21 protein-coding genes are annotated in these 22766 nt (G+C 70.9%); 3 read left to right on the top strand and 18 right to left on the bottom strand.

The window, feature by feature from the left end; translation table 11 throughout:
• Positions 1 to 69: 69 nt before the first annotated feature.
• The 4 genes from AB0P08_RS07580 to efp form a co-directional block, all read right to left on the bottom strand.
• Positions 70 to 1647, bottom strand: coding sequence for a Rieske 2Fe-2S domain-containing protein (locus tag AB0P08_RS07580; RefSeq protein ID WP_363589140.1), 1578 nt, complete (start codon positions 1645 to 1647; stop codon positions 70 to 72).
• Positions 1648 to 1727: 80 nt separating this feature from the next.
• Positions 1728 to 4688, bottom strand: a complete 2961-nt coding sequence (locus tag AB0P08_RS07575; RefSeq protein ID WP_363589138.1) for a DEAD/DEAH box helicase — start codon at positions 4686 to 4688, stop codon at positions 1728 to 1730.
• A gap of 43 nt (positions 4689 to 4731) precedes the next feature.
• Positions 4732 to 5142: a transcription antitermination factor NusB gene (gene nusB, locus AB0P08_RS07570; protein WP_101845674.1), complete on the bottom strand. Its 411-nt coding sequence runs from the start codon at positions 5140 to 5142 to the stop codon at positions 4732 to 4734.
• A 3-nt stretch (positions 5143 to 5145) separates the two neighbouring features.
• Positions 5146 to 5706, bottom strand: coding sequence for an elongation factor P (efp, locus tag AB0P08_RS07565; protein WP_025103502.1), 561 nt, complete (start codon positions 5704 to 5706; stop codon positions 5146 to 5148).
• Between the two features lie 177 nt (positions 5707 to 5883).
• Between efp and AB0P08_RS07560 the strand changes: the two genes are divergently transcribed.
• Positions 5884 to 6222 carry a hypothetical protein gene (locus tag AB0P08_RS07560; protein WP_363589136.1) on the top strand — a complete coding sequence of 113 codons (339 nt, stop codon included), beginning with the start codon at positions 5884 to 5886 and terminating at the stop codon, positions 6220 to 6222.
• Between the two features lie 10 nt (positions 6223 to 6232).
• On the opposite strand, the gene aroQ is transcribed toward AB0P08_RS07560, so the two are convergent.
• The 12 genes from aroQ to AB0P08_RS07500 all read right to left on the bottom strand — a co-directional run bounded on the left by aroQ (position 6233) and on the right by AB0P08_RS07500 (position 18118).
• Positions 6233 to 6673 (bottom strand): type II 3-dehydroquinate dehydratase, encoded by a 441-nt coding sequence (gene aroQ, locus AB0P08_RS07555; RefSeq protein ID WP_363589134.1) that lies wholly within the window; start codon positions 6671 to 6673, stop codon positions 6233 to 6235.
• On the bottom strand, positions 6670 to 7194 hold the full coding sequence (locus tag AB0P08_RS07550) for a GNAT family N-acetyltransferase (protein ID WP_363589132.1): 525 nt from the start codon (positions 7192 to 7194) through the stop codon (positions 6670 to 6672). The genes aroQ and AB0P08_RS07550 overlap by 4 nt, the downstream gene beginning before the upstream one ends.
• Positions 7191 to 8279, bottom strand: a complete 1089-nt coding sequence (aroB, locus tag AB0P08_RS07545; RefSeq protein WP_363589130.1) for a 3-dehydroquinate synthase — start codon at positions 8277 to 8279, stop codon at positions 7191 to 7193. Before aroB ends, AB0P08_RS07550 begins: the two co-directional genes overlap by 4 nt.
• Positions 8276 to 8794 (bottom strand): shikimate kinase, encoded by a 519-nt coding sequence (locus AB0P08_RS07540; RefSeq protein WP_336500856.1) that lies wholly within the window; start codon positions 8792 to 8794, stop codon positions 8276 to 8278. The genes aroB and AB0P08_RS07540 overlap by 4 nt, the downstream gene beginning before the upstream one ends.
• Positions 8778 to 10007: a chorismate synthase gene (gene aroC, locus AB0P08_RS07535; protein WP_363589128.1), complete on the bottom strand. Its 1230-nt coding sequence runs from the start codon at positions 10005 to 10007 to the stop codon at positions 8778 to 8780. Before aroC ends, AB0P08_RS07540 begins: the two co-directional genes overlap by 17 nt.
• A 58-nt stretch (positions 10008 to 10065) precedes the next feature.
• Complete coding sequence (locus AB0P08_RS07530; RefSeq protein WP_363589126.1) at positions 10066 to 10890, bottom strand: shikimate dehydrogenase; 825 nt, start codon at positions 10888 to 10890, stop codon at positions 10066 to 10068.
• Between the two features lie 5 nt (positions 10891 to 10895).
• Complete coding sequence (gene mltG, locus AB0P08_RS07525; RefSeq protein WP_363589124.1) at positions 10896 to 12461, bottom strand: endolytic transglycosylase MltG; 1566 nt, start codon at positions 12459 to 12461, stop codon at positions 10896 to 10898.
• Positions 12462 to 12463: 2 nt separating this feature from the next.
• On the bottom strand, positions 12464 to 12937 hold the full coding sequence (gene ruvX, locus AB0P08_RS07520; RefSeq protein ID WP_187661512.1) for a Holliday junction resolvase RuvX: 474 nt from the start codon (positions 12935 to 12937) through the stop codon (positions 12464 to 12466).
• Complete coding sequence (alaS, locus tag AB0P08_RS07515; RefSeq protein ID WP_363589122.1) at positions 12934 to 15594, bottom strand: alanine--tRNA ligase; 2661 nt, start codon at positions 15592 to 15594, stop codon at positions 12934 to 12936. Before alaS ends, ruvX begins: the two co-directional genes overlap by 4 nt.
• Before the next feature lie 55 nt (positions 15595 to 15649).
• Entirely contained in the window at positions 15650 to 15838 is a 189-nt protein-coding gene (locus AB0P08_RS07510; RefSeq protein WP_025103513.1) for a hypothetical protein, read from the bottom strand.
• Between the two features lie 110 nt (positions 15839 to 15948).
• Positions 15949 to 16578, bottom strand: a complete 630-nt coding sequence (gene rpsD, locus AB0P08_RS07505; protein ID WP_187661514.1) for a 30S ribosomal protein S4 — start codon at positions 16576 to 16578, stop codon at positions 15949 to 15951.
• 181 nt (positions 16579 to 16759) lie between these two features.
• Complete coding sequence (locus AB0P08_RS07500; RefSeq protein ID WP_363589120.1) at positions 16760 to 18118, bottom strand: replication-associated recombination protein A; 1359 nt, start codon at positions 18116 to 18118, stop codon at positions 16760 to 16762.
• Positions 18119 to 18218: 100 nt separating this feature from the next.
• Between AB0P08_RS07500 and AB0P08_RS07495 the strand changes: the two genes are divergently transcribed.
• Positions 18219 to 18521, top strand: coding sequence for a hypothetical protein (locus AB0P08_RS07495; RefSeq protein WP_187661516.1), 303 nt, complete (start codon positions 18219 to 18221; stop codon positions 18519 to 18521).
• Positions 18522 to 18536: 15 nt separating this feature from the next.
• On the opposite strand, the gene AB0P08_RS07490 is transcribed toward AB0P08_RS07495, so the two are convergent.
• Positions 18537 to 19286 (bottom strand): winged helix-turn-helix domain-containing protein, encoded by a 750-nt coding sequence (locus AB0P08_RS07490; RefSeq protein WP_363589118.1) that lies wholly within the window; start codon positions 19284 to 19286, stop codon positions 18537 to 18539.
• Positions 19283 to 21094, bottom strand: coding sequence for an FAD-dependent oxidoreductase (locus AB0P08_RS07485; RefSeq protein WP_363589116.1), 1812 nt, complete (start codon positions 21092 to 21094; stop codon positions 19283 to 19285). The genes AB0P08_RS07490 and AB0P08_RS07485 overlap by 4 nt, the downstream gene beginning before the upstream one ends.
• A 279-nt stretch (positions 21095 to 21373) precedes the next feature.
• Here AB0P08_RS07485 and AB0P08_RS07480 point away from each other — a divergent pair, with 279 nt between their 5' ends.
• Entirely contained in the window at positions 21374 to 22726 is a 1353-nt protein-coding gene (locus tag AB0P08_RS07480; RefSeq protein ID WP_363589114.1) for a DUF349 domain-containing protein, read from the top strand.
• The last annotated feature ends 40 nt before the right edge of the window (positions 22727 to 22766 follow it).

The following is a 22766-nucleotide window of genomic DNA, read 5'->3' as shown; positions in this document are numbered from 1 at the left end:
CCGCCTCACAGGACGGTGTTAAAGGTTGCTAGTGCCCCCAGTCTATCGGACCCGCGATGGTCCGCCCGGTCAGCTCGCCTCGCGGAGCACGGGATCCGTCACATCGTCGAGCTTGGACGACCGGATCGGGTGGCCGCTCGTGGAGAGGCAGCGCCCGGTCTTCAGGTCCCACTTCCAGTCGTGCATGCTGCACGTCAGGATGCCGTCCTCGTCGACCTTCCCCGTCTTGGTGAGGTCGGCACGAAGGTGCGGGCAGCGGCGCTGGACGACCCAGTCGCCGATCTCCGCATCCTCGGTCTGGTCGGTCTGCTCCTGGTACCAGTTCTCGACGTACTCGATCCGGTCGACCGAGAGGCACTTGAGGAAGGTGGTGAGGAACTCGTTGAACTTGCCGCTGCGCCCGACCGAGAACTGCATCGACAGGAAGATCGAGTTCGACCAGTCGATCTCGTGGTCGCGGATGTTCGTCGACACGAGGTCGGCCGGGATCGTGTACCAGTACACGCACTCCTCGCCCGCGTACTCGCGGACCTTGGCGCGCGGGAAGTCGACCACCATGTCCAGCTCCCCGATGCGGAAGCGGACGTTCCCGCCGACACCGAGGCGGATGGTGCGCGACTTCTTCAGCAGCGTCTCCCACCACTCCTTGATCGCCGCCAGCATCTCGTCGGGCGGGATGATCTCGGCGCGAGACGCCTCCTCGTCGCGGATCTCCTGCTGGCGGGTCGCGCGCTGCTCCTCCAGGTACTCCCACTTCTCGTCGAAGATGTGGGCGAGCTCGGCCTCGGTGTAGAGCGTCTGCTCGGTGGTCACCGCACCGCCGTCGATCGTGACGAGCGTGCCGGGGACGAAGAGCTGCCCGTCGTACTTCGGCGCCAGCTCCTTCATGTGCGCGATGAACTGCTTCTGGTCCGTGAAGATGGACTCGCCGTTGCGGCCCATCCCGTTGAAGTCGAAGAGGTCGTCGCGGAGGAACATGGGCGGCCCCGCCATCGGGAAGACGTGCGGCGCGTCGACCTTCTCGATGTAGTACATCGCCCGCTTGTTCTGCGCCTCGCGCTTGAGACGGGCGAAGTTCTGCTTGGCGTCCAGCGGCAGGTCGTAGACCATGGGCCACCAGATCGCTCCGGAGACCTGGGTGAAGTAGGCGTCGGGCTTCCCGAAGTGCAGCAGCTTGTCGAGATCGAGCGGGTGCGAGTCGTTCTGGTTCAGCATCGAGCCGGTGCCGTCGTCCACGCTGAGCGACGAGTCGCCGATCGGGCCGTCGCTCGGCGCGCGCAGGGGGGTGATCATCATCTTGAGCGCCCCGCGCTCGATGATCTCGCCGGCGGGGGCGTAGGTGATGTTCGTGTACCCGAGCGCCCGGATGTCCTGCTCCAGGTCGTCGATCGGGTACTCCGGCAGGAGCACCTCGATGTCCTTGCGGATGTACCGCTCCAGCAGCGCCGGGTCGAAGTGGTCGCGGTGCCGGTGCGAGATGTAGAGGAAGTCGGCTTCCCGTCCATACCGCTCCCAGTCGAGCGCGCGGTTGTCCGGGAACGGGAACCAGGACCCGAAGAAGGACGGGCCGAGCACCGGGTCGCAGATGATGTTCCCGCCCACCGTCTCGATGAACATGCCGGCGTGGCCGAGTCCCGTGATCCGCATTGCATTCCTCTCGAAGATGAACCGTTCGATTGTACCGACGGCTCCCTGAGCACCCGGCGGGACGGGCCGGGGAAAACGGTCTAGTCGTCGAAGAGACCGCGGATGTCGTCGGCGGTGAGCGCCTGGGCGAAGAGCGCGTCGTCGTCGAGCACGGCCGTGAACAGTCGCGCCTTGCGGCGTTGCAGCGCGAGGACCTTCTCCTCGATCGTGCCGGTCGCGATCATGCGGTAGACGAACACCTGGCTGCGCTGGCCGATGCGGTGCGTGCGGTCGACGGCCTGCGCCTCGGCGGCGGGGTTCCACCACGGGTCGAGGAGGAAGACGTAGTCGGCCTCGGTCAGGGTGAGTCCGAATCCGCCGGCCTTCAGGCTGATGAGGAAGACGGGCTGCTCCCCCTCCGCGAAGTCCGTGACCACCCGCTCGCGATGCCGCGTCGAGCCGTCGAGGTGCGCGTACGGGATGCCGGCGGCGTCCAGGCGCGCCGCCGCCATGTCGAGGAAGGACGTGAACTGGCTGAACACGAGCGCGCGGTGTCCTTCCGCCTGCAGCTCGACGATCCGTTCCAGGAGCTCGTCGAGCTTGCGGGAGCCGAGGCGCGCATCGGCCGGGTCGATCAGCGCCGGAGCGAGGCTCAGCATGCGCAGCAGAGTCAGCGACCGGAACACGATGAAGCGGTTCCGATCGAGATCCTCCAGCAGGCCGAGCACCTTCTGCCGCTCGCGTTGCAGCACCGTCTCGTAGAGCTCGCGATGCCCCGCGCTCAGCTCGACCTCCAGCACCTGCTCCTGCTTCGGCGGAAGATCGGGGGCGACGAGCTCCTTGGTGCGGCGGAGCACGAGGGGACGGATGCGCCGTCGGAGCTGCGCGAGGCGGCGCTGCCGGTAGGGTCCGCCCTCCGCGTTCTCCGGGACCTTCCCCTGCTCGATCGGCTGGATGTAGTGCTCGCGGAACTTCCGCGCCGAGGCGAACAGGCCGGGCGCCGTGAGCTTCAGCAGCGCCCAGAGCTCCTCCAGGCTGTTCTCCAGCGGCGTGCCCGTGACCGCGATGGTGACGTCGGCTGGGAAGCGGGCGACGGCACGGTGCAGCTTCGTCGCCGGATTCTTCACGAACTGGGCCTCGTCGAGGAACAATCCGGCCCAGGCGACGCCCGCGAACCCCTCTTCATCGAGCCGGGCGACGGCGTAGGTCGTCAGCACGACGTCGGCCTCGCGAGCCGCGACACTCGGCGACGGCCCGGCCGTGGAGTCCCGGGTGACCACGCGGAGGCCGGGAGCGAATCGCGCGGCTTCGGTGCGCCACGTGGCCAGCACGGACGTCGGGACCACGACGAGGAAGGGGCGCTCCTCCCCCGCCGCCCTGGCATGCAGGATGAGCGCGAGCAGCTGGACGGTCTTCCCGAGCCCCATGTCATCGGCGAGGATACCGCCGAGGCGGTGCGTCCAGAGGAACGCGAGCCAGTCGAGGCCTTCCTTCTGATACGGCCGAAGGTGTGCGGTGAGCCCCGGCGGGATCGGCACCGCCGGCACCGGAGTGGCGCTGCGCAGTCCCTCGGCCGTGGCGCGCCAGCTCACCGCGGGAAGGGCTTCGTCCGCCAGGTCCTCGAACTCCTCCCACAGATCCGTCTGATGACGACTGATCCGTGGGCCCGTCTCCCACTCGTCGAGGTCTCCGGCCTCGTCGAGCAGGTCACGCAGACGGTCGAGCGCCGGGTGGTTCAGGGAGAAGTAGCTGCCGTCGACGAGCAGGAGCTTCCGTCTCCCCGCGCTCAGGGCGGTGAAGAGCGGCTCGAACGGGATGTTCCGACCGTCGATGCGGACGATGACGCCGAGGTCGAACCAGTCCGGGTCGGTGCTCTCCACGGTCGAGACCGTGATCTCCGGCTCCCCGGCGAGCTCGCGATACGTCTTGCGGCGGCCGGACACCTCTACCTCGACACCCTCCGCCTCCAGCGCCGGGACGACGCGGGTCATGAACTCCGCGGCCTCCACGTCGTGGAACGCCGCCGCGGGGGCGAACGCGACGCCGTGCTCCTGCCAGACGTTCCGGATCCGCTCCGTCACCCCGGCCTCGGCCTCCGGATCGCGCACGGCCTCCGGACCCGGCGTGAAAGGCACCCGCCCGAAGCCGCGATAGTCCCACTCGACGGCGTACTCCACGGTGTCGCCGCGACGGAACGCCACCCGCAGCACGGCACGGGGTGGGGGGAGGTCCGGCAGCGAGACGCGGCCGACCGCGCGGACGGAGAGGCGACGCGCGAGGAGCGGATAGGCATCCTGGAGGAAGGCCGTCTCCTCCTCTGCGGGGACGACGAGCGTTTGGGCCCGGAGCAGCGACTGCGCCGGCCCTGCGAGCGGAAGCTCAGCGAGCGTCACCTGGAGGCGCGACCCGCTCTGCGCGACCTCGTACACGCCGGAGCGCCCGAGGGGCCTGATGCTGCCAGGCGGCGTCTCGCGTCCGTCCACCGTCACGACCGGCCGGACCACGAGGCCGCCGTCGTCGCCGCGGGACACCGCCGCCGTCAGCTCCGCGGTATCCGCGAGGACGAGCGTCGTCGACCGCTGCGCCGCCACGAGCGGGATGCCGAGGCCGGCCGCGGACCGCAGGTGCCCCCAGAGGAGCCGCGACTCGATCAGGTCGGCGACGAGCCAGTCCCCGGCCGTGCCGGAGAGCAGCGTGTCCCGCGCGATGCTCAGCAGATCGGCGAACCACCGCGACCGTTCCCGACCGTACTGGTCCGGCGCGCGGCGTACCGCGTCCCAGGTGGCGGAGCCGAGCACCCAGGATCCCGTCGCCGCGCTCCGCTCCAGCGGACGGATGCCGAGGAGGATCTCTCCGGTCGCCTTCGCGACATCACGCGGAGTCGCGGTGCGCTGCGGCCGGGACGCCCACGGATTCGCTCCTCGGGCGTCGCGGACGCGCAGCTCGAACCCGAGGGCCAGCGGGGTCGTCGCCGCCGGAGCGGCGCCGCCCTCGAACAGCGCGCGCCAGTCCCGCGCCCCGTCTCCCGGGGCACCCGAGGCGGAGGCGGGCGGGCGGATCATGGGATGATCCTGCCCGCCATCGCCGACACCGTCGCTGCGGTGCTCAGGCCGAGCGGGCGACGCGGGCGAGCACGCCGTGCACGAACGCGCCCGACTCATCGGTGGAGAACTCCTTCGCGAGCTCCACCGCCTCGTCGATCGCGACCGCGGTCGGCACCTCGTCGTTGTAGAGGATCTCCCACGCGCCGATGCGCAGCAGGGCGCGGTCGACGGCGGGCATCCGCTCGAGCTTCCAGTCACGGCTGTGCGTCGTGATCTGCTCATCGATCTCGTCGCGCTGGTCGATGATGCCGTCGACGATCTCGCGGGCGTACAGCCACGACGCCTCGCGCGCGGGCTCGTTCGCCGCACGCTTCGCCTCGGCGGCGAGGGCCACCGCGACGTCGTCGCCGCGGACGTCGGCGGAGAACAGGATGTCGAGCGCGCGCTTGCGCGCCTTCGTGCGGGCGCTCACGCCTTACTTCTCGCGGCCGAGGTACTCGCCCGTGCGGGTGTCGACCTTGACCTTGGTGCCGGTCTCCAGGAACAGCGGGACCTGGATCTCGTAGCCGGTCTCGAGCGTCGCGGGCTTGGTGCCGGCGGACGAGCGGTCGCCCTGCAGGCCGGGCTCGGTGTAGGTCACCTCGAGGATGACCGACGCCGGGAGGTCGATGTAGAGGGGGTTGCCGTTGTTGAGGGCGATGGTGACCTGCTGGTTCTCGAGCAGGAAGTTCTTCGCGTCGCCGACCGTGGCGGCCGGCAGCGTGATCTGGTCGAAGTCGGTCTGGTCCATGAACACGAACCCGTCACCGTCGGTGTAGAGGTAGGTGTAGTCGCGACGGTCGACGTTCTCGATGTCGATCTTCGCACCGGCGTTGTACGTGCGGTCCACGGTCTTGCCCGAGACGACGTTCTTCAGCTTCGTGCGGACGAACGCGCCGCCCTTGCCGGGCTTGACGTGCTGGAACTCGATGACGCTCCAGAGCTGCCCGTCGATGCTGAGGACGACGCCGTTCTTGATGTCTGCGGTGGATGCCATGTGCGAGGAGTTCCGTTCCTGAGTCCGTGGGGGCCGGGGTCGGCCGACAGTCGATTCTACGGGATGCCCGGCGCCAGCCGCCGCGTGGGCACGATAGACGCTCCTGGGTGCGAGGGGAAGCCCCGTGACGACGACGACCGCTCCCGGGCAGCCTGGAGCGGGACAGGAGGAATCGACATGAGCGAGAACGACCGCGACCGCGACCCGACCAGGATGGCGAATCAGCCGGCACTGCGGACGTCGTCCGGGGCGGTGTGGCTCATCGTCGCCGCGATCTTCACCGCGGTCAGCCTCGTGCCCCTGATCGGGATCGTCCGCAGCGGCGGGGCGGCGGGAACGGTCGGCCTCATCACGGCGGTCGTCTTGGTGCTGGGCCTGGTGGCGATGGTGGTCATCCGCCTCACCGTGGCGCCTGTGCGTCCTCGGCTCCGTGCGCTGGCCGGCTGCTTCCTCACCATGGCTCTGCTGACGCTCGTGGGCATCACCGTCTGCGTCCTGCTCGTCGGCCTGCCCTGATCCCGCCTGTTCAGAGGTGCGCGACGAGCTCCCGCACGGCCTCCGGGTAGCCGTCGACGCCGTGTCCGACGACACGGACCGCGGCGACGTCGTGCAGGTACGAGTGGTGACGGAACTCCTCGCGGGCGTACACGTCGGAGATGTGCACCTCGGCGAAGGGCAACGCGACGCCGGTGAGCGCGTCGCGCAGGGCCACCGACGTATGGGTGAGGCCGCCCGGGTTGATGACGATGCCCGCGCAGTCCGCCCGCGCGTCGTGGATCGCGTCGATGAGCACGCCCTCGTGGTTGCTCTGCAGCGCCCGCACCTCGAACCCGACCGCCGCGGCGGCCTCGGCGGTGATCCGCTCGACGTCGGGGAGGGTCGCCGTGCCGTACACCTCGGGTTCGCGAGTGCCGAGGAGGTTCAGGTTGGGGCCGTTGACGAGCAGCAGCCGACGCGGAGCGGTCATGCGGGCACGCTCCCCGTGTCGGCCAGTTCGCGGCGCATGACCCACTCCCGACCGAAGCCGGAGGTCTCGATCTCGCCGGTCCGGACGAAGCCGAGTCGACGATAGACCGCCTGCGCCCGCTCGTTGTCCACATGGACCTCGAGCACGAGGGCACGGAGGCCGCGATCACGTGCCCAGGCGGCCGCGGCGTCGAGGAGCGCATCGATGACGCCCGCACCGCGGTGCGCATCCGCCACGTAGACCCCCACGACCAGGCCGGCGTCATGCTGCTCGCGATGCGGGAGCAGCGTGATCGTCCCTGTCCAGGTGCCGTCGTCGGCGATCGCGACGAACTGCGCCGCGGCCGCGTCACCCGAGGCGTTCGCCGCGCGCTCCTGCCAGAAGCGGTCGGGCTGTGCGGTGGCGTGCTCGACGGTGTCGAGGAAGGCCATCGGCGCGGCGGGGTCGGCGAGAGCCTGCAGCCGCAGCGCCTTCACCTCCCGCCAGTCCTCCGGCGTGATGCGCCGGACGGCGATGCTCATGCGCCGATCTCCTGATACGCGGCGAAGAGCAGCGACTCGTCCGGCGCTTGGAGCACGGTGGGCTTGGCGATGTCGTCCAGCAGGATGAAGCGGAGCATGCCGCCGCGGCTCTTCTTGTCGCGCTGCATCGTGGCGAGCAGCTGCGGCCAGGCTCCGGCACGGTACGAGGTGGGCAGGCCCAGCGACTCGAGGATCGTGCGGTGGCGCTCCGCCGCGGCGTCCGAGAGGCGCCCCGCCAGCCGGGACAGCTCCGCGGCATACAGCATGCCGATCGAGATGGCCGCCCCGTGCCGCCAGCGATACCGCTCGGCGTGCTCGATCGCGTGGCCGAGGGTGTGGCCGTAGTTCAGGATCTCGCGCTGTCCGGCCTCGCGGAAGTCGTCCGAGACGACCTGCGCCTTCATGTCGATCGCGAGTTCGACGGACCGCCGGAACTCCTCCGTCGTGGTGTCGACCGCGCGCGCGGGATCGGCCTCGATGATGTCGAGGATCTCCGGTGCCCAGATGAAGCCGGCCTTGACGACCTCCGCGAACCCCGCAGTGGCCTCGTTGGGGCTCAGGCTGCCCAGCTCGTCGAGGTCGCCGATCACCGCGCGCGGTGCCCAGAAGGCGCCCACGAGGTTCTTGCCCTCCGCGGTGTTGACCCCGGTCTTTCCGCCCACGGCGGCGTCCACGAGGCCGAGCACGGTGGTGGGCGCCTGGACGATCTGGATGCCGCGCAGCCAGGTCGCCGCGACGAAGCCGGCGAGGTCGGTCACCGCTCCCCCGCCGTAGCCGACGACGGCGTCCGTGCGCGTGAAGTCCGCCTGACCCATGACCTGCCAGCAGAACGCGGCCACCTCGATGCGCTTGCCCTGCTCGGCATCCGGGATCTCGGCGAGCAGCACCTCGCGCGGGCCATCGGCGGTGTCGGCGAGGAGTCGGTCGCGGAGTTCGGCGGCGCGGGCCGCGAGAGTCGGCGGGTGCACGACGAGGATCTTGCGGACGCCCGGCGCGAGAGCCGCCGACACCTGGTCGAGGATCCCCCGTCCGATCGTGATGTCGTAGGCGTCGTTCCCGGTGACGCTGATGGTCGTCGTGCTCATCGCTGTTCTCTCCTCCATGCCACGATCTCGTCCGCGATGCGCTGCATCGGACGCCGTGAGGTGTCGAACGTGGTCGACGCCACCTCGTCATACCATCCTCGCCGTTCCGCGAAGATGCGCTTCCACTTCTCGACCGGGTCCTCGCCCGCCAGCAGCGGGCGCGTCCCGCCGCGCAGTCGATCGGCCACCGCGGCCTCGCTCACGGTGAGGAAGACCACGGGGTGCGCACGCAGCAGCGCGCGCGTCTCCGGGTCCGTGACCGCGCCGCCGCCGAGGGAGATCACGCCGCCCTCGGCGAGAGCCTCACGGACCGCCGCGCGCTCGAGCTCCCGGAAGTGCGCCTCGCCGTGCGTGGCGAAGATCTCCGGGATCGGGCCGTGCGCGGCGACGATGCGCTTGTCGGTGTCGATGAAGGCGACCCCCAGACGCCGCGCGACCCGTCGCCCGACGCTGGTCTTGCCGGCCGCCATCGGTCCCACGAGGACCAGCGTCAGCGGCTCAGCCTCGTTCGTCATGCGCGATGAGCGCCGCCTCGGACGCGGGGGCCGTGCGCAGCTCCTCGGGAATGCCCTCGAGGTATCCCTCCAGGTTGCGGCGCGTCTCACGGATGCTGTCGCCGCCGAACTTCTCCAACACGGCGCGGGCCAGCTCGATGGCGACCATGGCCTCCGCGACGACGCCCGCCGCGGGCACGGCGCAGACGTCGGAACGCTGGTGGTGCGCGGTCGCCTGGTCGCCGGTCGCGATGTCGATCGTGCGCAGCGCGTGCGGCACGGTCGCGATCGGCTTCATGCCCGCCCGCACGCGCAGGACGGTCCCCGTGGACATGCCACCCTCGGTGCCGCCGGCGCGGTCCGTGCCGCGGGCGATGCCGTCGGCGGTGGCGAAGAGCTCGTCATGGGCGGCCGAACCCCGGCGACGTGTGGTCTCGAAGCCGTCGCCGACCTCCACGCCCTTGATCGCCTGGATGCTCATGAGTGCCTGGGCCAGTCGGGCGTCCAGACGACGATCCCAGTGCACGTGGGACCCGAGCCCCGGGGGCAGGCCGTACGCGAGGACCTCGACGATGCCGCCGAGCGTGTCGCCGTCCTTCTTGGCGTCGTCCACCTCCGCGACCATGAGCGCCGAGGTCGCGGGGTCGAAGCACCGCAGCGGGTCGGCGTCCAGCGCGTCGACGTCGTCCGGGGTCGGCAGCGCCGCGCCATCCGGCACGCGCACCGGGCCGATGGAGAGCGTGTGGCTGACGAGCCGGATGCCGAGCTCGCCGAGGAAGGAGCGGGCGACGGCGCCGAGCGCCACGCGGGCGGCGGTCTCCCGGGCACTCGCACGCTCGAGGATCGGACGGGCCTCGTCGAAGTCGTACTTCTGCATGCCCACGAGATCAGCGTGGCCCGGACGCGGCCGGGTCAGCGGCGCGCCACGACCGCGCGAGCGGTCGGTGAGCTCCACGGGCTCCGGGTTCATGACCTCGATCCACTTCGGCCACTCGGTGTTGCCGATGCGCAGGGCGATGGGGCTGCCCAGCGTCTTCCCGTGCCGGACACCGCCGGAGATGGTGAGCTCGTCCTGTTCGAACTTCATCCGGGAGCCGCGTCCATAGCCGAGCTTGCGGCGGGCGAGGTCGGCCTGGATGGTCTCGGACGACACCGGGACGCCGGAGGGCAGACCCTCCATGACGGCGATGAGTTCTGGGCCGTGCGATTCGCCGGCCGTGAGCACGCGGAGCATGTGCTCTAGTCTCCCATGCGTTTCCGCCCGCGCCGTGCCGCGTTTCGTCGGGCGGCGCTCAGAGGGTGGCGCGCATCGCGGCGAGGACCGCATCCTCGTCCGGCAGCGGCGTGACCGGGTCGCCGTGCAGGAAGATCCGGATCTGCCGGACCGCCTGATGCAGCAGCATTCCGAGTCCGGAGACCACCGGTGCCGCGCCCCATGATCCCGCCAGTGCGGACGGCCACGGCGCGTAGGCGGCGTCGAACAGCGTGCCGCCGGTCTCGGCCAGGCGGGCGGCACTCCCCGGCGGCAGCGCGGTGCCGGAGGGCAGGGTCGCCACCGTGAGGTCGACGGTGCCTTCCGCCTCGTCGAGCGATCGTGGGGTGACCACGACGCCGCGTCGCTCCCCGATCCGGACGAGCCCCGCGGCGCGTTCCGGCCGACGGGCGGCGACCTCGACCCGCGTCGCCCCGAGGTCGGCGAGGGCGACGAGGGCCGAGGCTGCCGTCGCTCCGGCGCCCAGGATCCGTGCCGTTCCGATCTCGCGGATCCCGGCATCACCGAGGGCATCGACGATCCCGCCGACGTCGGTGTTGAATCCCGCCGGGGTCTCCGAGAGCAGGAGCGTGTTGACCGCGCCGGTCAGCTCCGCGTGGGCATCCCGGCTGGCGGCGTATCGGTAGGCCTCTTCCTTGAGCGGCATCGTCAGGGACAGGCCGCGCCAGGTGTCGTCGAGCGCCTCGACCGCGTCCGCGAAGCCCTCCGCGCCGACCTGGCGGCGCCCGTACTCCCAGTCCAGCCCGAGCACCGCGTAGGCTGCGGCGTGCAGCTCCGGCGAACGGGAGTGCCCGATCGGGTCGCCCCAGACCGCCAGCCGTCTCCGGTTCACCGCGTCAGCCACACGCGTCACTCCGCGTAGCACCCGGAATCCGGGTTCTCCTTGCACCATGCGTGCAGCTTCTTCTCGGCTTCCTGCTGCTCGGCGTACGTCGCCGAGAACACCGTCTCCCCCGTATCGAGGTTGACCGTGACGAAGTAGAACCAAGGACCGTCGGCAGGGTGCATCGCCGCGTCGATCGCCGCATCGGTCGCGGTCGCGATCGGCCCCTTCGGCAGCCCCGGGTGGATGTACGTGTTCCACGGATTCGGGTCCGTGAGCGCCTTCTCAGACGAACCCGCGGCACCGGCGTGCAGCTCTCCGACACCGTACTGCGCCGTCGAGTCCATCTGCAGAAGCCCGTTCGTCTCGCTGTTTCCAGGAGCGAGACGGTTCTCGATCACGCGAGAGACCTTGGGGAAGTCGTCGGTGCGACCTTCGCGCTGGATGATCGAGGCAATGGTGAGGATGCGCTGCTCATCGCCGGACGGAACACCGGCCTTTGCCAGCGACTCGCGTGTCCGGTCGACCATCCGCTGGATGACCTGCGTTGCCGTGGTCTCCGGATCGAACGTGTAGACAGCCGGGAAGAGCCATCCCTCCAGGCTGTCCGCTTCGACTCCGTAGACCGACGGGTCCTTCACAGCCGCTTGGAGCTCCTCGAGTGGCATGCCCATCGTCTCGGCCACCTGCGGGAGGAAGTACTCGATGGTGGCGCCCTCGGGGACGGATGCCGAGTTCTCCAACTTGTTCTCCTCGTTGCGGAGAGCGGCGAGGGCGTCCTCGGCGGTCATCTTCTCCTGGAGACGGTAGACGCCGGGATAGAAGGTCACCGCGATATTCTCGTCGATGAGGTAGTCGTAGAAGACGTCCTCGGTCTTGGTGACGCCCGCCTCGTAGAGCGCGGTCGACACGGGGCCGCCGGTATCGCCCTCCTTGATCGTGACGAGTACCTCACCGGTCGCCTGGCCGGGCTCCCAGTCCTTCGGCTCGCCCCACCCCATGGCGTCGGCGATGCGGTCGCCGAAGGTGTTCGCGACCCAGACGCCGCCGGCGGCGATGCCGCCGAGGATCACCAGGACGATGATCAGGGCGATGAGGCAGCCCTTGCGGCGCTTCTTCTTGGTCGGAGCGCCGTGATCGCGGCCATCGTCCTGAGCGGCGAAGATCTCGTCGAGTCCTCCGCCCAGCGCCGGTGCGGGGTCTTCGGTGCCGGTCGACCGGCGCGGGCCCGGGGCGGGGGCCTCGTCCGCGTTCGTCGCGGCGACGGGCATCGCGCGGGTCACGACCGCTTCGGCGTCTGCGGCATTCGCCTGCGGCCGGTGGTCGGTCACGGCCGTATCCGCGGTGGTCGCCGCCGACGCCGAGACCGCGCGGGCCGGCACGTCGGCATCGGGCGCAGCCGTCGCGTCCGGGGCGGCCGGAGCCTCCTGCTCGCGGGCCGCGGCCTCCCTCGCCGCGCGGCGGGATCCGGGTGCCGGCGTGTCATCCGCGGCGGTCGGGACCTGCGGGGACGGAGCGGGGAGGTTCTCGAACAGATCCCCCAACCGGGTGCTCTGCTCGTGCTCGGGCGCACGGCTCTCGCGTTCGGACATGTTCAGGCGGGCTCCTCGTCAACGGGGACCGGGGCACCGGCCGGGTTTCCGGTGCTCTTCTCCGTGTCGATCGCCTGCTGCAGCAGCACCACGGCGGCGACCTGATCCACAATGCTACGAGAGTTCTTCTGTGATCGCCCAGAACTCCGCAACGCCGCATGCGCGGAGACGGTGCTCAGACGCTCGTCCACGAGGCGGACCGGCACGCCACTGCGCCCCTGGAGTGCGGCCGCGAACTCCCGCGCATCGACCGTCGACGGCGTGTCCGCGCCCTGCATGTTCACCGGAAGTCCGACCACGATCTCCAGCGGCTCGTACTCCGCAGCCAGCTCCGCGATGCGCGTCAGCGAGTGCTCGTCGCGCGGCACGGTCTCGACGGGGACGGCCAGCATGCCGTCCGGATCGGACCGGGCCACGCCCACGCGGGCCCGGCCGACGTCGATGCCGAGCCGGACCCCGCGGCGATAACCGCTCACGCGCCCCGCAGCGCCTGGGAGACGGCCTCGAGCGCGGCGGGCAGCGCCGCTGCGTCGGTACCGCCGCCCTGGGCGACGTCGTCCCGGCCACCGCCGCCTCCGCCGAGCACACCGGCGGCGCGCTTCGCGAGCGCACCCGCCTTCGCCCCGGCACCGCGCGCGGCCTCGTTCGTGGCGACGACGATGACAGGGCGACCGTTGACGACCGCCCCGAGCGCGACGACTGCGGGGTCGGAGCCGAGCCGGTCGCGCACGCCGTTGACGAGCTCGCGGACATCGTCCGCCGACGCGACATCACCCAGCGACTGTGCCGCCACGCGGAAGTCCCCGACGCGCGTCGCGGCCTCGGCGATGGCGGGGATGCGTCCCGCTCGCTCCTTCGCCTCGAACTGCGCGATGCGCTTCTCCGCGGCCTTGAGGCTCGCGGCGAGATCGGCGATCCGCTCCGGGAGCTGCTCGCGCGGGGTCTTCAGAGAGGCGGTGAGCTGCGAGACGAGAGCGCGCTCTGCCGCGAGCTCCCGGAACGCATCCGCGCCGACGAGAGCCTCGATCCGGCGGTTGGAGGCGCCGACCGACGACTCCCCCACCACGCTGACCAGACCGATCTCCGCACTGGTCGACACGTGCGTGCCGGCGCAGAGCTCGCGCGACCACGGGCCGCCGATGTCGACCATCCGCACGACGTCGCCGTACTTCTCGCCGAAGAGTGCCATGGCGCCCGCTTCCTTGGCCTCGTCGAGCGTCACGATGCGGGTGGTCACCTCGAGGGCGTCCTGCACGGCGCGGTTCGTGATCTCCTCGATCTCCGTGCGGGTGTCCGTCGACAGTGCCTGCGACCAGGCGAAGTCGAACCGCATGTAGCCGGCGCGGTTGAGCGAGCCCGACTGCGTGGCGGTCGGGCCGAGCGTGTCGCGGAGGGCGGCATGCACGAGGTGGGTGGCGGAGTGCGCCTGACGGGCGGCGCGCCGATTGGCGGCGTCGACGATCGTCGTCGCGATGTCATCGACCGCGACCGTGCCGCGGGAGACCTCCACCGTGTGGCTGATCAGCCCGGGGACCGGACGCTGCACGTCGAGCACCTCGAGCTCGTAGCCGGGGCCCACGATGGTGCCCTTGTCCGCGACCTGGCCGCCGGACTCGGCGTACAGCGTCGTCTCGGCGAGCACGACCTCGGCGATCTGGCCCTCGGCGGCGCTGCGCACCGGCGCACCGTCGACGAGCAGGCCGAGCACGCGGGACTCCACCTCGAGGGCCGTGTAGCCGTCGAAGCCCGTCTCGCCCAGCGCGCGCAGGTCGCGGTACACCGAGACATCCGCGAGCTGGCGCTTGCGGTTGCGGGCGTCGTCCTTCGCGCGCTGACGCTGCTCCTGCATGAGGGAGTCGAACGCGGCACGGTCCACGTCCAGCCCGGCCTCTTCGGCGACCTCCAGGGTGAGGTCGATCGGGAAGCCGTAGGTGTCGTGCAGCAGGAACGCCTCGGAACCGCTGAGGGTCTTCCCGCCGCCCTTCTTCGTCTCGTCGAGCGCGAGGTCGAGGATGGTCGATCCCTGCGCCAGGGTGCGCCGGAAGGTCTCCTCTTCGGCGAAGGCCGCCGAGGAGAGCACGGACCAGTCGCGCTCCAGCTCCGGGTACGCCGACTTCATCGCGTCGCGGGAGGCGGCGAACAGCTCGGGGAACGCGGGGTCGTCGACACCGAGGAGGCGCATGGCCCGCACGGTGCGGCGCATCAGGCGTCGCAGGATGTAGCCGCGGCCTTCGTTCGACGGGCGGACGCCGTCGGAGAGCAGCATGAGCGAGGAGCGCACGTGATCCGCGATCACGCGGAAACGGACGTCGTCCTCGTGCACGGCGCCGTAACGGCGGCCGGAGAGCTCGACGGCGCGGTCGAGCACCGGCCGCACCTGGTCGGTCTCGTACATGTTCTCGACGCCCTGCTTGAGGAAGGCGACGCGCTCCAGCCCCATGCCGGTGTCGATGTTCTTCATCGGCAGCTCGCCGACGATGTCGAACTCGGTCTTGCCGCGGATGTTCTCGATGAAGTCCTGCATGAACACGAGGTTCCAGATCTCCAGGAACCGCGAGTCGTCGACAGCGGGGCCGCCGTCCTTGCCGTAGGCCGGGCCGCGGTCGAAGAAGATCTCGGAGTCAGGGCCGCCGGGACCGGGCTGGCCGGTGTTCCAGTAGTTGTCCGCGCGGCCGAGGCGCTGGATGCGCTCCGGCTTGAGCCCGATGATGTCGCGCCAGATCGCCTCGGCCTCGTCGTCGGTCTCGTAGACGGTGACCCAGAGATCCTTCTCGTCGAAGCCGAGGCCGCCGTCCGCCTCCGAGCTCGTGAGCAGCTCCCAGGCGTAGCGGATCGCGCCTTCCTTGAAGTAGTCGCCGAACGACCAGTTGCCGAGCATCTGGAAGAACGTGCCGTGACGCGCGGTGCGCCCGACCTCCTCGATGTCGTTGGTGCGGATGCACTTCTGCAGGTCGGCGATGCGCGGGTGCGGCGCCGGGACCACGCCCGTGAGGTACGGGATCATCGGGACCATGCCGGCGACCGTGAAGAGCAGCGAGGGGTCGTCGCTGACCAGGGATGCCGAGGGGACGATGAGGTGGTCGTTCTTCTCGAAGTAGGAGAGGTAGCGCTGCGCGATTTCCGCAGTTTTCATAGGAGTGCCGGATGTCCTTGCGTGAGGGGGCGCGCCGAGGCGCAGATGCGGGGGGTCAGTTCTCGCCCGGCTCGGTCAGCCGAGCCTCCTGCGCGCGATACGCGTCGCTGAGGATCGCGGCGAGGCCGTTGAGGCGGGCGTCGACGTCGGCCAGGATGTCGTGGCCCCGCGGGTCCTTGTTCATGAAGTGAGCCGCGACGAAGCCGCCGATCACGCCGATCAGGAACCACAGCACATTCTTCATGTCGTCATCCTTGCCCTAGAGCCGCGAAGGCGCGGTCTCTCCATCGTAGGCGGAAACGACAGGAGGCGTCGGGAACCCCGACGCCTCCTGCCTGATGCTCTTCCGCTGGATCAGCGAGCCGCGTAGTACTCGACGACGAGCTGCACTTCACAGGTCACGGGGACCTCGGCGCGCTTCGGACGACGGACCAGGCGGGCCTGGAGCTTGTCGAGCTCGACCTCGAGGTAACCCGGAACGGCGGGCAGGACCTCGGCGTGACCGCCGGCGGCTGCCACCTGGAAGGGCTCGAGGCCCTCGCTCTTGGGCTTGACGTGGATGAGCTGACCCGGCTTCACGCGGAACGACGGGCGGTCGACGAGCTGGCCGTCGACGAGGATGTGACGGTGCACGACGAGCTGACGAGCCTGCGCCGTGGTGCGGGCGAAGCCCGAACGGACCACGAGCGCGTCGAGACGCATCTCGAGGAGCTCGACGAGGTTCTCACCGGTCAGACCGTCCTGGCGACGGGCCTCGTTGAACGCGATACGCAGCTGCTTCTCGCGGATGCCGTACTGCTCGCGCAGACGCTGCTTCTCACGCAGACGGACGGCGTAGTCGCTGTCGGCCTTGCGCTTCGTGCGGCCGTGCTCGCCCGGAGCGTAGGGACGCTTCTCGAGGTAGCGGGCGGCCTTGGGGGTGAGTGCCACGCCGAGGGCGCGGCTGAGACGCACCTTGCGGCGGTCCTGGGACTTCGTAACCACGAAGTTATCCTTCCGATGACGTGGACGTGGATTTCACGTCCGACGGACGTATCACCGCGTTCTTCCTCGGGGCGCACGCCGGGGTGCCGTCGAGGTGGGGTGTGAACGAGGAGATGCCCGAAAACACGGTTTCGAGCCGCTCAAGTCTAACAGACGACGGCAGACACCCAAGGCCCGCGGATCACCGGTCGCCGAGGATCCGGCGGATGCGCTCCAGCCGTGCACTGATGTCGCGCTCCGCGCCCAGGTTCTTCGGCTCGTAGTAGTGGCGTCCGTCGAGCTCGTCCGGCAGGTACTGCTGCGGCACGATCCCGAACTCGCTGTCGTGCGCGTAGCGATAGCCGCGGCCGTGGCCCAGGCGCTTGGCCCCCGGGTAGTGGGCGTCGCGGAGGTGCAGCGGCACCCGCCCGAACCCTCCGGCCCGGATGTCGGCGATGGCCGCGTCGATGCCGACATACGCCGCGTTCGACTTCGCGGTCGTGGCCAGGTACACGGTGGCCTCCGCGAGCGGGATGCGTCCCTCAGGCATCCCGATGAAGGCCACGGCGTCGGCGGCGGCCACGGCGATGCCGAGTGCCTGGGGGTCGGCGAGCCCGACGTCCTCGGATGCGGAGATGACGAGCCGCCGGGCGATGAACCGCGGGTCCTCCCCCGCCTCGATCATGCGGGCGAGGTAGTGCAGCGCGGCGTCCGGGTCGGAGCCGCGGATCGACTTGATGAAGGCGCTGATGACGTCATAGTGCTCGTCGCCCTGCCGGTCGTAGCGGAGCAGAGCCTTGTCGACGGCCTGCGCCACATCGTCGGCGGTGACCTCGGGGACGGTCGACTCCTGGTCCTCGCCCTCGTCGTCGGCCGTCGCCGCGTGCGAGAGCGCCACCGCGGCGGCGGCCTCCAGCCCCGTGAGGGCGCGACGGGCGTCCCCCGACGCGAGACGGATGAGGGCCGACCGCGCCTCGTCGGTGAGCGCGACCGCGCCTCCGAGTCCGCGGGCGTCCGACACCGCCCGATCCACGAGCACGCCGATGTCGTCATCGGTGAGCGGCTGCAGCGTGAGCAGCAGAGACCGGGACAGCAGAGGCGAGATCACCGAGAACGAGGGGTTCTCCGTGGTGGCGGCGATGAGGATGACCCAGCCGTTCTCCACGCCGGGCAGCAGGGCGTCCTGCTGGGCCTTGGTGAAGCGGTGGATCTCGTCGAGGAAGAGGATCGTCGTCTGCCCGTAGAGGTCGCGCTGGGTGATCGCCTCCTGCATGACCTCCCGCACGTCCTTCACGCCGGCGGTGATGGCCGAGAGCTCGACGAACCGGCGGCCGGAGGACCGGGCGATGGCCTGGGCGAGCGTGGTCTTCCCGGTGCCGGGCGGGCCCCAGAGGATGATCGACACCGCACCGGGCGAGCTGGCCTCCGGATCGGCGAGGGCGACGATGGGCGACCCGGCCCGCAGCAGGTGGCGCTGTCCCGCGACCTCGTCCAGCGACACCGGACGCATGCGCACGGCGAGCGGTGTCTGCCCGGAGAGCAGGGCGGAGGGAGAGGACATTCCTCCAGGCTAACGGCGGCCGGGGACACGAGGCGAGGCCGGCGCCCCGGTAGGCTCTCAGGCGACGTCGTGGACCGGCGTCGGACGGGAGAAGCAGGGCATGGCCGCACGCGGTTCCAAGAAGGCGCAGACACGCACCGAGGCGGAGCGCGCTCGGCTGCACACCGCTCGCACCCGCTGGCACCAGGACCAGATCCGCCGACGTACCCGCGACAACGCCATCGCGATCACCGTCGGCGCCCTCATCGTCGTGGGCGCGATCGTCAGCCAGGTCGTGCATGCGCAGGTGACCGCTCCGGAACCGACGCCGTCCCCCTCGCCCACCTCCTCGATCGAACCGTCCCCGGCGCCGACCGATACCCCGACGGAGGCTCCGACCGCGCCCGCCACTCCCTCGGAGTGAACCGATCCGGCGGGATCAGTCGTCGAGCACCGCGAGTCGATAGCCGCGCTTGACCACGGTCTGCACGAGGTCGACGTCGCCGAGGGCCTCGCGGAGCCGCGCCACAGCGACCTCGACGGCTCGAGGACTCCGCCGCCCGCCCGGGAGCACCTGCCCGATCTCCGTCCGGCTGAGCACCCGCCCGTCGGCCACGAACAGCGCTTCCATGACGCTCACGGCTCCGCGGGAGAGCGGGACGAACACGCCGTCGATGAGAATGCCCCCGCTGCGTACCGCCACGTCGCCGACGTCCGTCCGCCGTTCGCGCCCCGCGCGGGCGAAGTGATCGATGACAGTGCGGGCGAGGTCTTCCGCCGTCGGCCCGCACGCTGTGGACGCGGCCAGTCCGAGCTCCGCCAGCTGAGCCGTCGCTGTGGGGTCGGCGGTCGCCAGGAGCAACCGCGAAGCCCGCGCGCGAGCACGCACCGCATCGAGCATGCCGAGGCGCTCGAAGATCGCCAGGAGGCCTGGCACGCCTTCGGCGGCGGGGAACAGCACAGCGTCGACCTGGCCGGTCGCGATGCGGTGCGCCGTTCGCTTCGTGCCGGCGGGGATCGCCTGATCGTCCCGCAGCGACACGATCCGCACGACCTCCGACCCGCTGCCGGTGAGCGCGTGCAGGAGCGCGTCGGCGTCGACGGGCTCGGGTCGCACCGGCCGTGCCACCTCGACGACCGCGATGCGGGAACCCACGAGTGCCGGGGCCACGCGGGTGGGCGCGCTCATCTCGCCCCCTCTGCGGACCGCACTCCCGCCGCCGTCCCTGTGCCGCTGCGGTCCAGGTCTCGACGCCGGCGGGTTCCCCCGTCCGCGGGTCCGACCAGCGGCGTCATCGGGTGGCGCCCGCCGGCTTCCGGCTCCGAGGTCCGGATCACCGCGCCTGCGGCCCGGAGGCCCGCCAGCACTCGCGGGAGGTCGCCGCGCCGGATCCCCCCGACGGTGATCGTCCCCTCGCCGAGACCGACCGTGGCGTCGTGACGCTGGGCCAGGCGGCCGATCACGAGGAGGAGCGCAGCGTCGATCTCCCTCCCGACCTCGACCTCGACGTCGACGACGGAAGCGGCGGCCGAACCGCGGAGGCGGACGCCCGGTCGGCGGTCGGGGATGTCGGCAGGGGCGGGGTCACGTTGCAGCAGCGCAACCGCCAGACGGCGGAGGCAGGGCCCGCAGTCACGGCTCTCCCCCGCTGCGGCCAGGGCATCGGCGAACGTCCGGATCCCCCGGCGATCCAGCTCGACACTCAGCGCGTCCAGCGGGAGCGTCAGGAGACCGTGGCCGCATTCGTCCGCGCGGTCGTCGGACGCTGCCGAAGCCAGAAGCACGCGAACCTCCGCGCGCCGATCGGTGTCATCGCGCGAGAACCGCGCCAGCCATGCCTCACCCTGTTCGCCGATCGTCGTCGTGCCGTACACCTGACGCGCATCTGCGGAGAGCAGGATCTCTCCGAAACGGCGTCCGTCGAGGGCGGACAGCGGGACGGCGAAGGCCGACCCACGGACGTCGTCGATCCGCAGGACGGCGAGGTCGATGCCACCGGGCCGTCCGTACCAGCGCCGCGGTCCTCGGTCCGTGAGCGGAGCACCCCACAGGGCGGCGACCGCACGGTCCGCGGAGGAGCATGCGGCTTCGACGCCCCGCTCGAGCTGACCGACTCCCACCGTGACGTCCCCGATGGCGAGGATCCGCTCGTCCTCTGTCTGTCCGGCGGCATCCACGATCACGCCTCCGCCCTGGCGCACCGGGAGACCGGCGTTCCGCGCGAGTTCGTCTCTGGCCCGTGCACCGGTCGTCACGACGAGATCCGCCCGGGCGAAGGTCCCGTCCTGGAACTCGACCGCGGTGACGGCACCGGCCTCGTCGGGATCGACGCGCGTCAGCCGCGTCCGGGTCCGCACGGTGATCCCGCGTGCCTCCACGACCCGCCGCAGCGCCGCCGCGGCGGGCGCCGACAGCACGGAGGGAAGCAGCCGATCCGCGGTGGCGACGAGAGTCGTCTGCACTCCGGCCTCGTCCAGAGCGAGCGCAACGTCGATCCCGGACTCGTCTCCGCCGACCACCACCGCTCGGAGGGCACGTGGCAGCTCCGTCCTGCGGATGGCCAGGAACGCGCGCAGGGTCTGCGCGTCTTCCATCGCGCGGAAGGTGAAGGCCCCACGAGCGCGGATGCCTGGCACCTCGAGCGGGCGGGCGTGGGTCCCGGTCGCCAGGACGAGCGCGTCGTAGTCGTACCAGCGACGCGAACGGGTCCGCACGCGGCGTCCCGCCCTGTCGATACGCAGCACCCGGTCGTCGTCGATCAACCGCACCCGATCGTCGCGGAACGGCGCCCGGTCGAGATCGATGCCCGATGCCGCGTCGCCCGCGACCACCCGCGCCAGCCCGGAGCGGTCATAGGGCAGCCGCCCCTCGTCTCCGAACACCGTGATCCGCACGTCCCGCTCCGGATCCTCCAGCATCCGCGCGACGAAGCGGTGCGCCGCAACGCCCGCCCCCACGACGACGATCTCCGCTGTGCGCGCTGCGTTGTCGTCCATGGAACTCCTGTCGACCTGGGGACTGTCGTGGTCGCGACGATAGGAGCGCCGTGTTACCCGGAGATGACGCGGAGTGTTTCCTGCGTCGAACGTTCTGCTCACGAAACGGTAACGTCCCACTTCGTCGAGACCCCGGGTCGCCGTCGAGACCCCGCCTCGTTCGCGCACGAAGCACGGGGTCTCGGCGGGAAGACGGGGTCTCGCGGATCAGAGAGGGCGTACTAGGCTGAGCCTCGTCCTTTCCGCCTCCCGCGGCGTGACCGCGCAAGGAGAATCACCGTGTCTGCCAACGAGCCCGCGAAGCCGACCCCGCCCGTTCCCACCCCGCCCGCCGTGCCGCTGCCGCGAAAGGCACCGACACCGGCCGCCGTCGCGCCGGCCGCGGCGAAGCCGACCCCGGTCACCTCCGCCGGCGAATGGGGCCGGGTCTCCGAAGACGGCACCGTCGAGGTGCGCGAGGGCGAGTCCTGGCGCGTCGTCGGTCAGTACCCGGACGGCACTCCCGACGAGGCCCTGGCCTACTTCGTCCGCAAGTACGACGACATCGCCTTCAAGGTCGTCGCCCTCGAGCAGCGTCACCAGGCCGGCGGCGCCTCGGCGAGCGACCTGTCCAAGCAGGCCGCCCACCTCATCGACGAGGCTACGGATGCCGCGGCCGTCGGCGACCTCGCCGGTCTCCGCGACCGCCTCACCGCACTGACCGCGTCGCTGTCCGAGGCCACCGCTCAGGAGGCGCAGCAGGCGAAGGAGCTCGTCGAGCAGGCCGTCGCCGAGCGCACCGCCCTCGTCGAGCGTGCCGAAGCCATCGCCGCCCGCGACCTGAGCAAGGTCCAGTGGAAGCAGGTGACCGCCGAGCTCAACGAGCTGTTCGAGTCCTGGCAGGCGCAGCAGCAGAACGGTCCGCGCCTGTCGAAGGGCGTCTCGCAGCAGCTCTGGAAGCGGTTCCGCGATGCCAGGGCCGTCGTCGACAAGCACCGCCGGGCGTTCTACTCCGAGCTCGACGATGCGCACAAGGCGGCGCGCGACGCGAAGTCCCGACTGGTCGAGCGCGCCGAGGCCCTGGCCCCGCGCGGGGTCGACGGCATCCCCGCCTACCGCTCCCTCCTGGACGAGTGGAAGACGGCCGGTCGCGCCGGACGCAAGGCCGACGACGCCCTGTGGGCACGGTTCAAGGCCGCCGGAGACGCTCTCTACGCCGCCCGTGCCGAGCAGGCCGCTGCGGAGGAGGCCGACTCGGCTCCGAAGATCGAGGCCCGGCAGGCGCTGCTCGAGCAGGCGAAGGCGGTCGCCGACGAGCCGAACATCAAGCGCGCCCGCGCCCTGCTCACGCGTATCCAGCGCGAGTGGGACGAGGTCGGACGCATCTTCCCGCGCGACAAGGAGCGCGCACTCGACGACAAGCTCCGCGTCATCGAGCAGGCACTCAAGGCGCGCGAGGACGTCGACTGGAAGAAGAACAACCCCGAGACCAAGGCGCGGGCGAACGACATGAGCTCGCAGCTCCACGAGGCCATCGAGAAGCTCGAGTCCGAACTGGCCGCCGCCGAGAAGGCCGGGGACAGCAAGGCCGCCAAGGAGGCAGCGGACGCCCTCGAGGCCCGTCGCGCCTGGCTCAACGCCCTCGGCGGCTGAGCTCTCCACAGGTTCACTGATCTCCGCATGAGCGGGGTGC

Source organism: Microbacterium meiriae, from assembly GCF_040686935.1.
GTDB classification, from domain to species: domain Bacteria; phylum Actinomycetota; class Actinomycetes; order Actinomycetales; family Microbacteriaceae; genus Microbacterium; species Microbacterium meiriae.
Note: the sequence above shows the minus strand (reverse complement) of the source record. Positions and strands in the feature narration are given on the sequence as shown.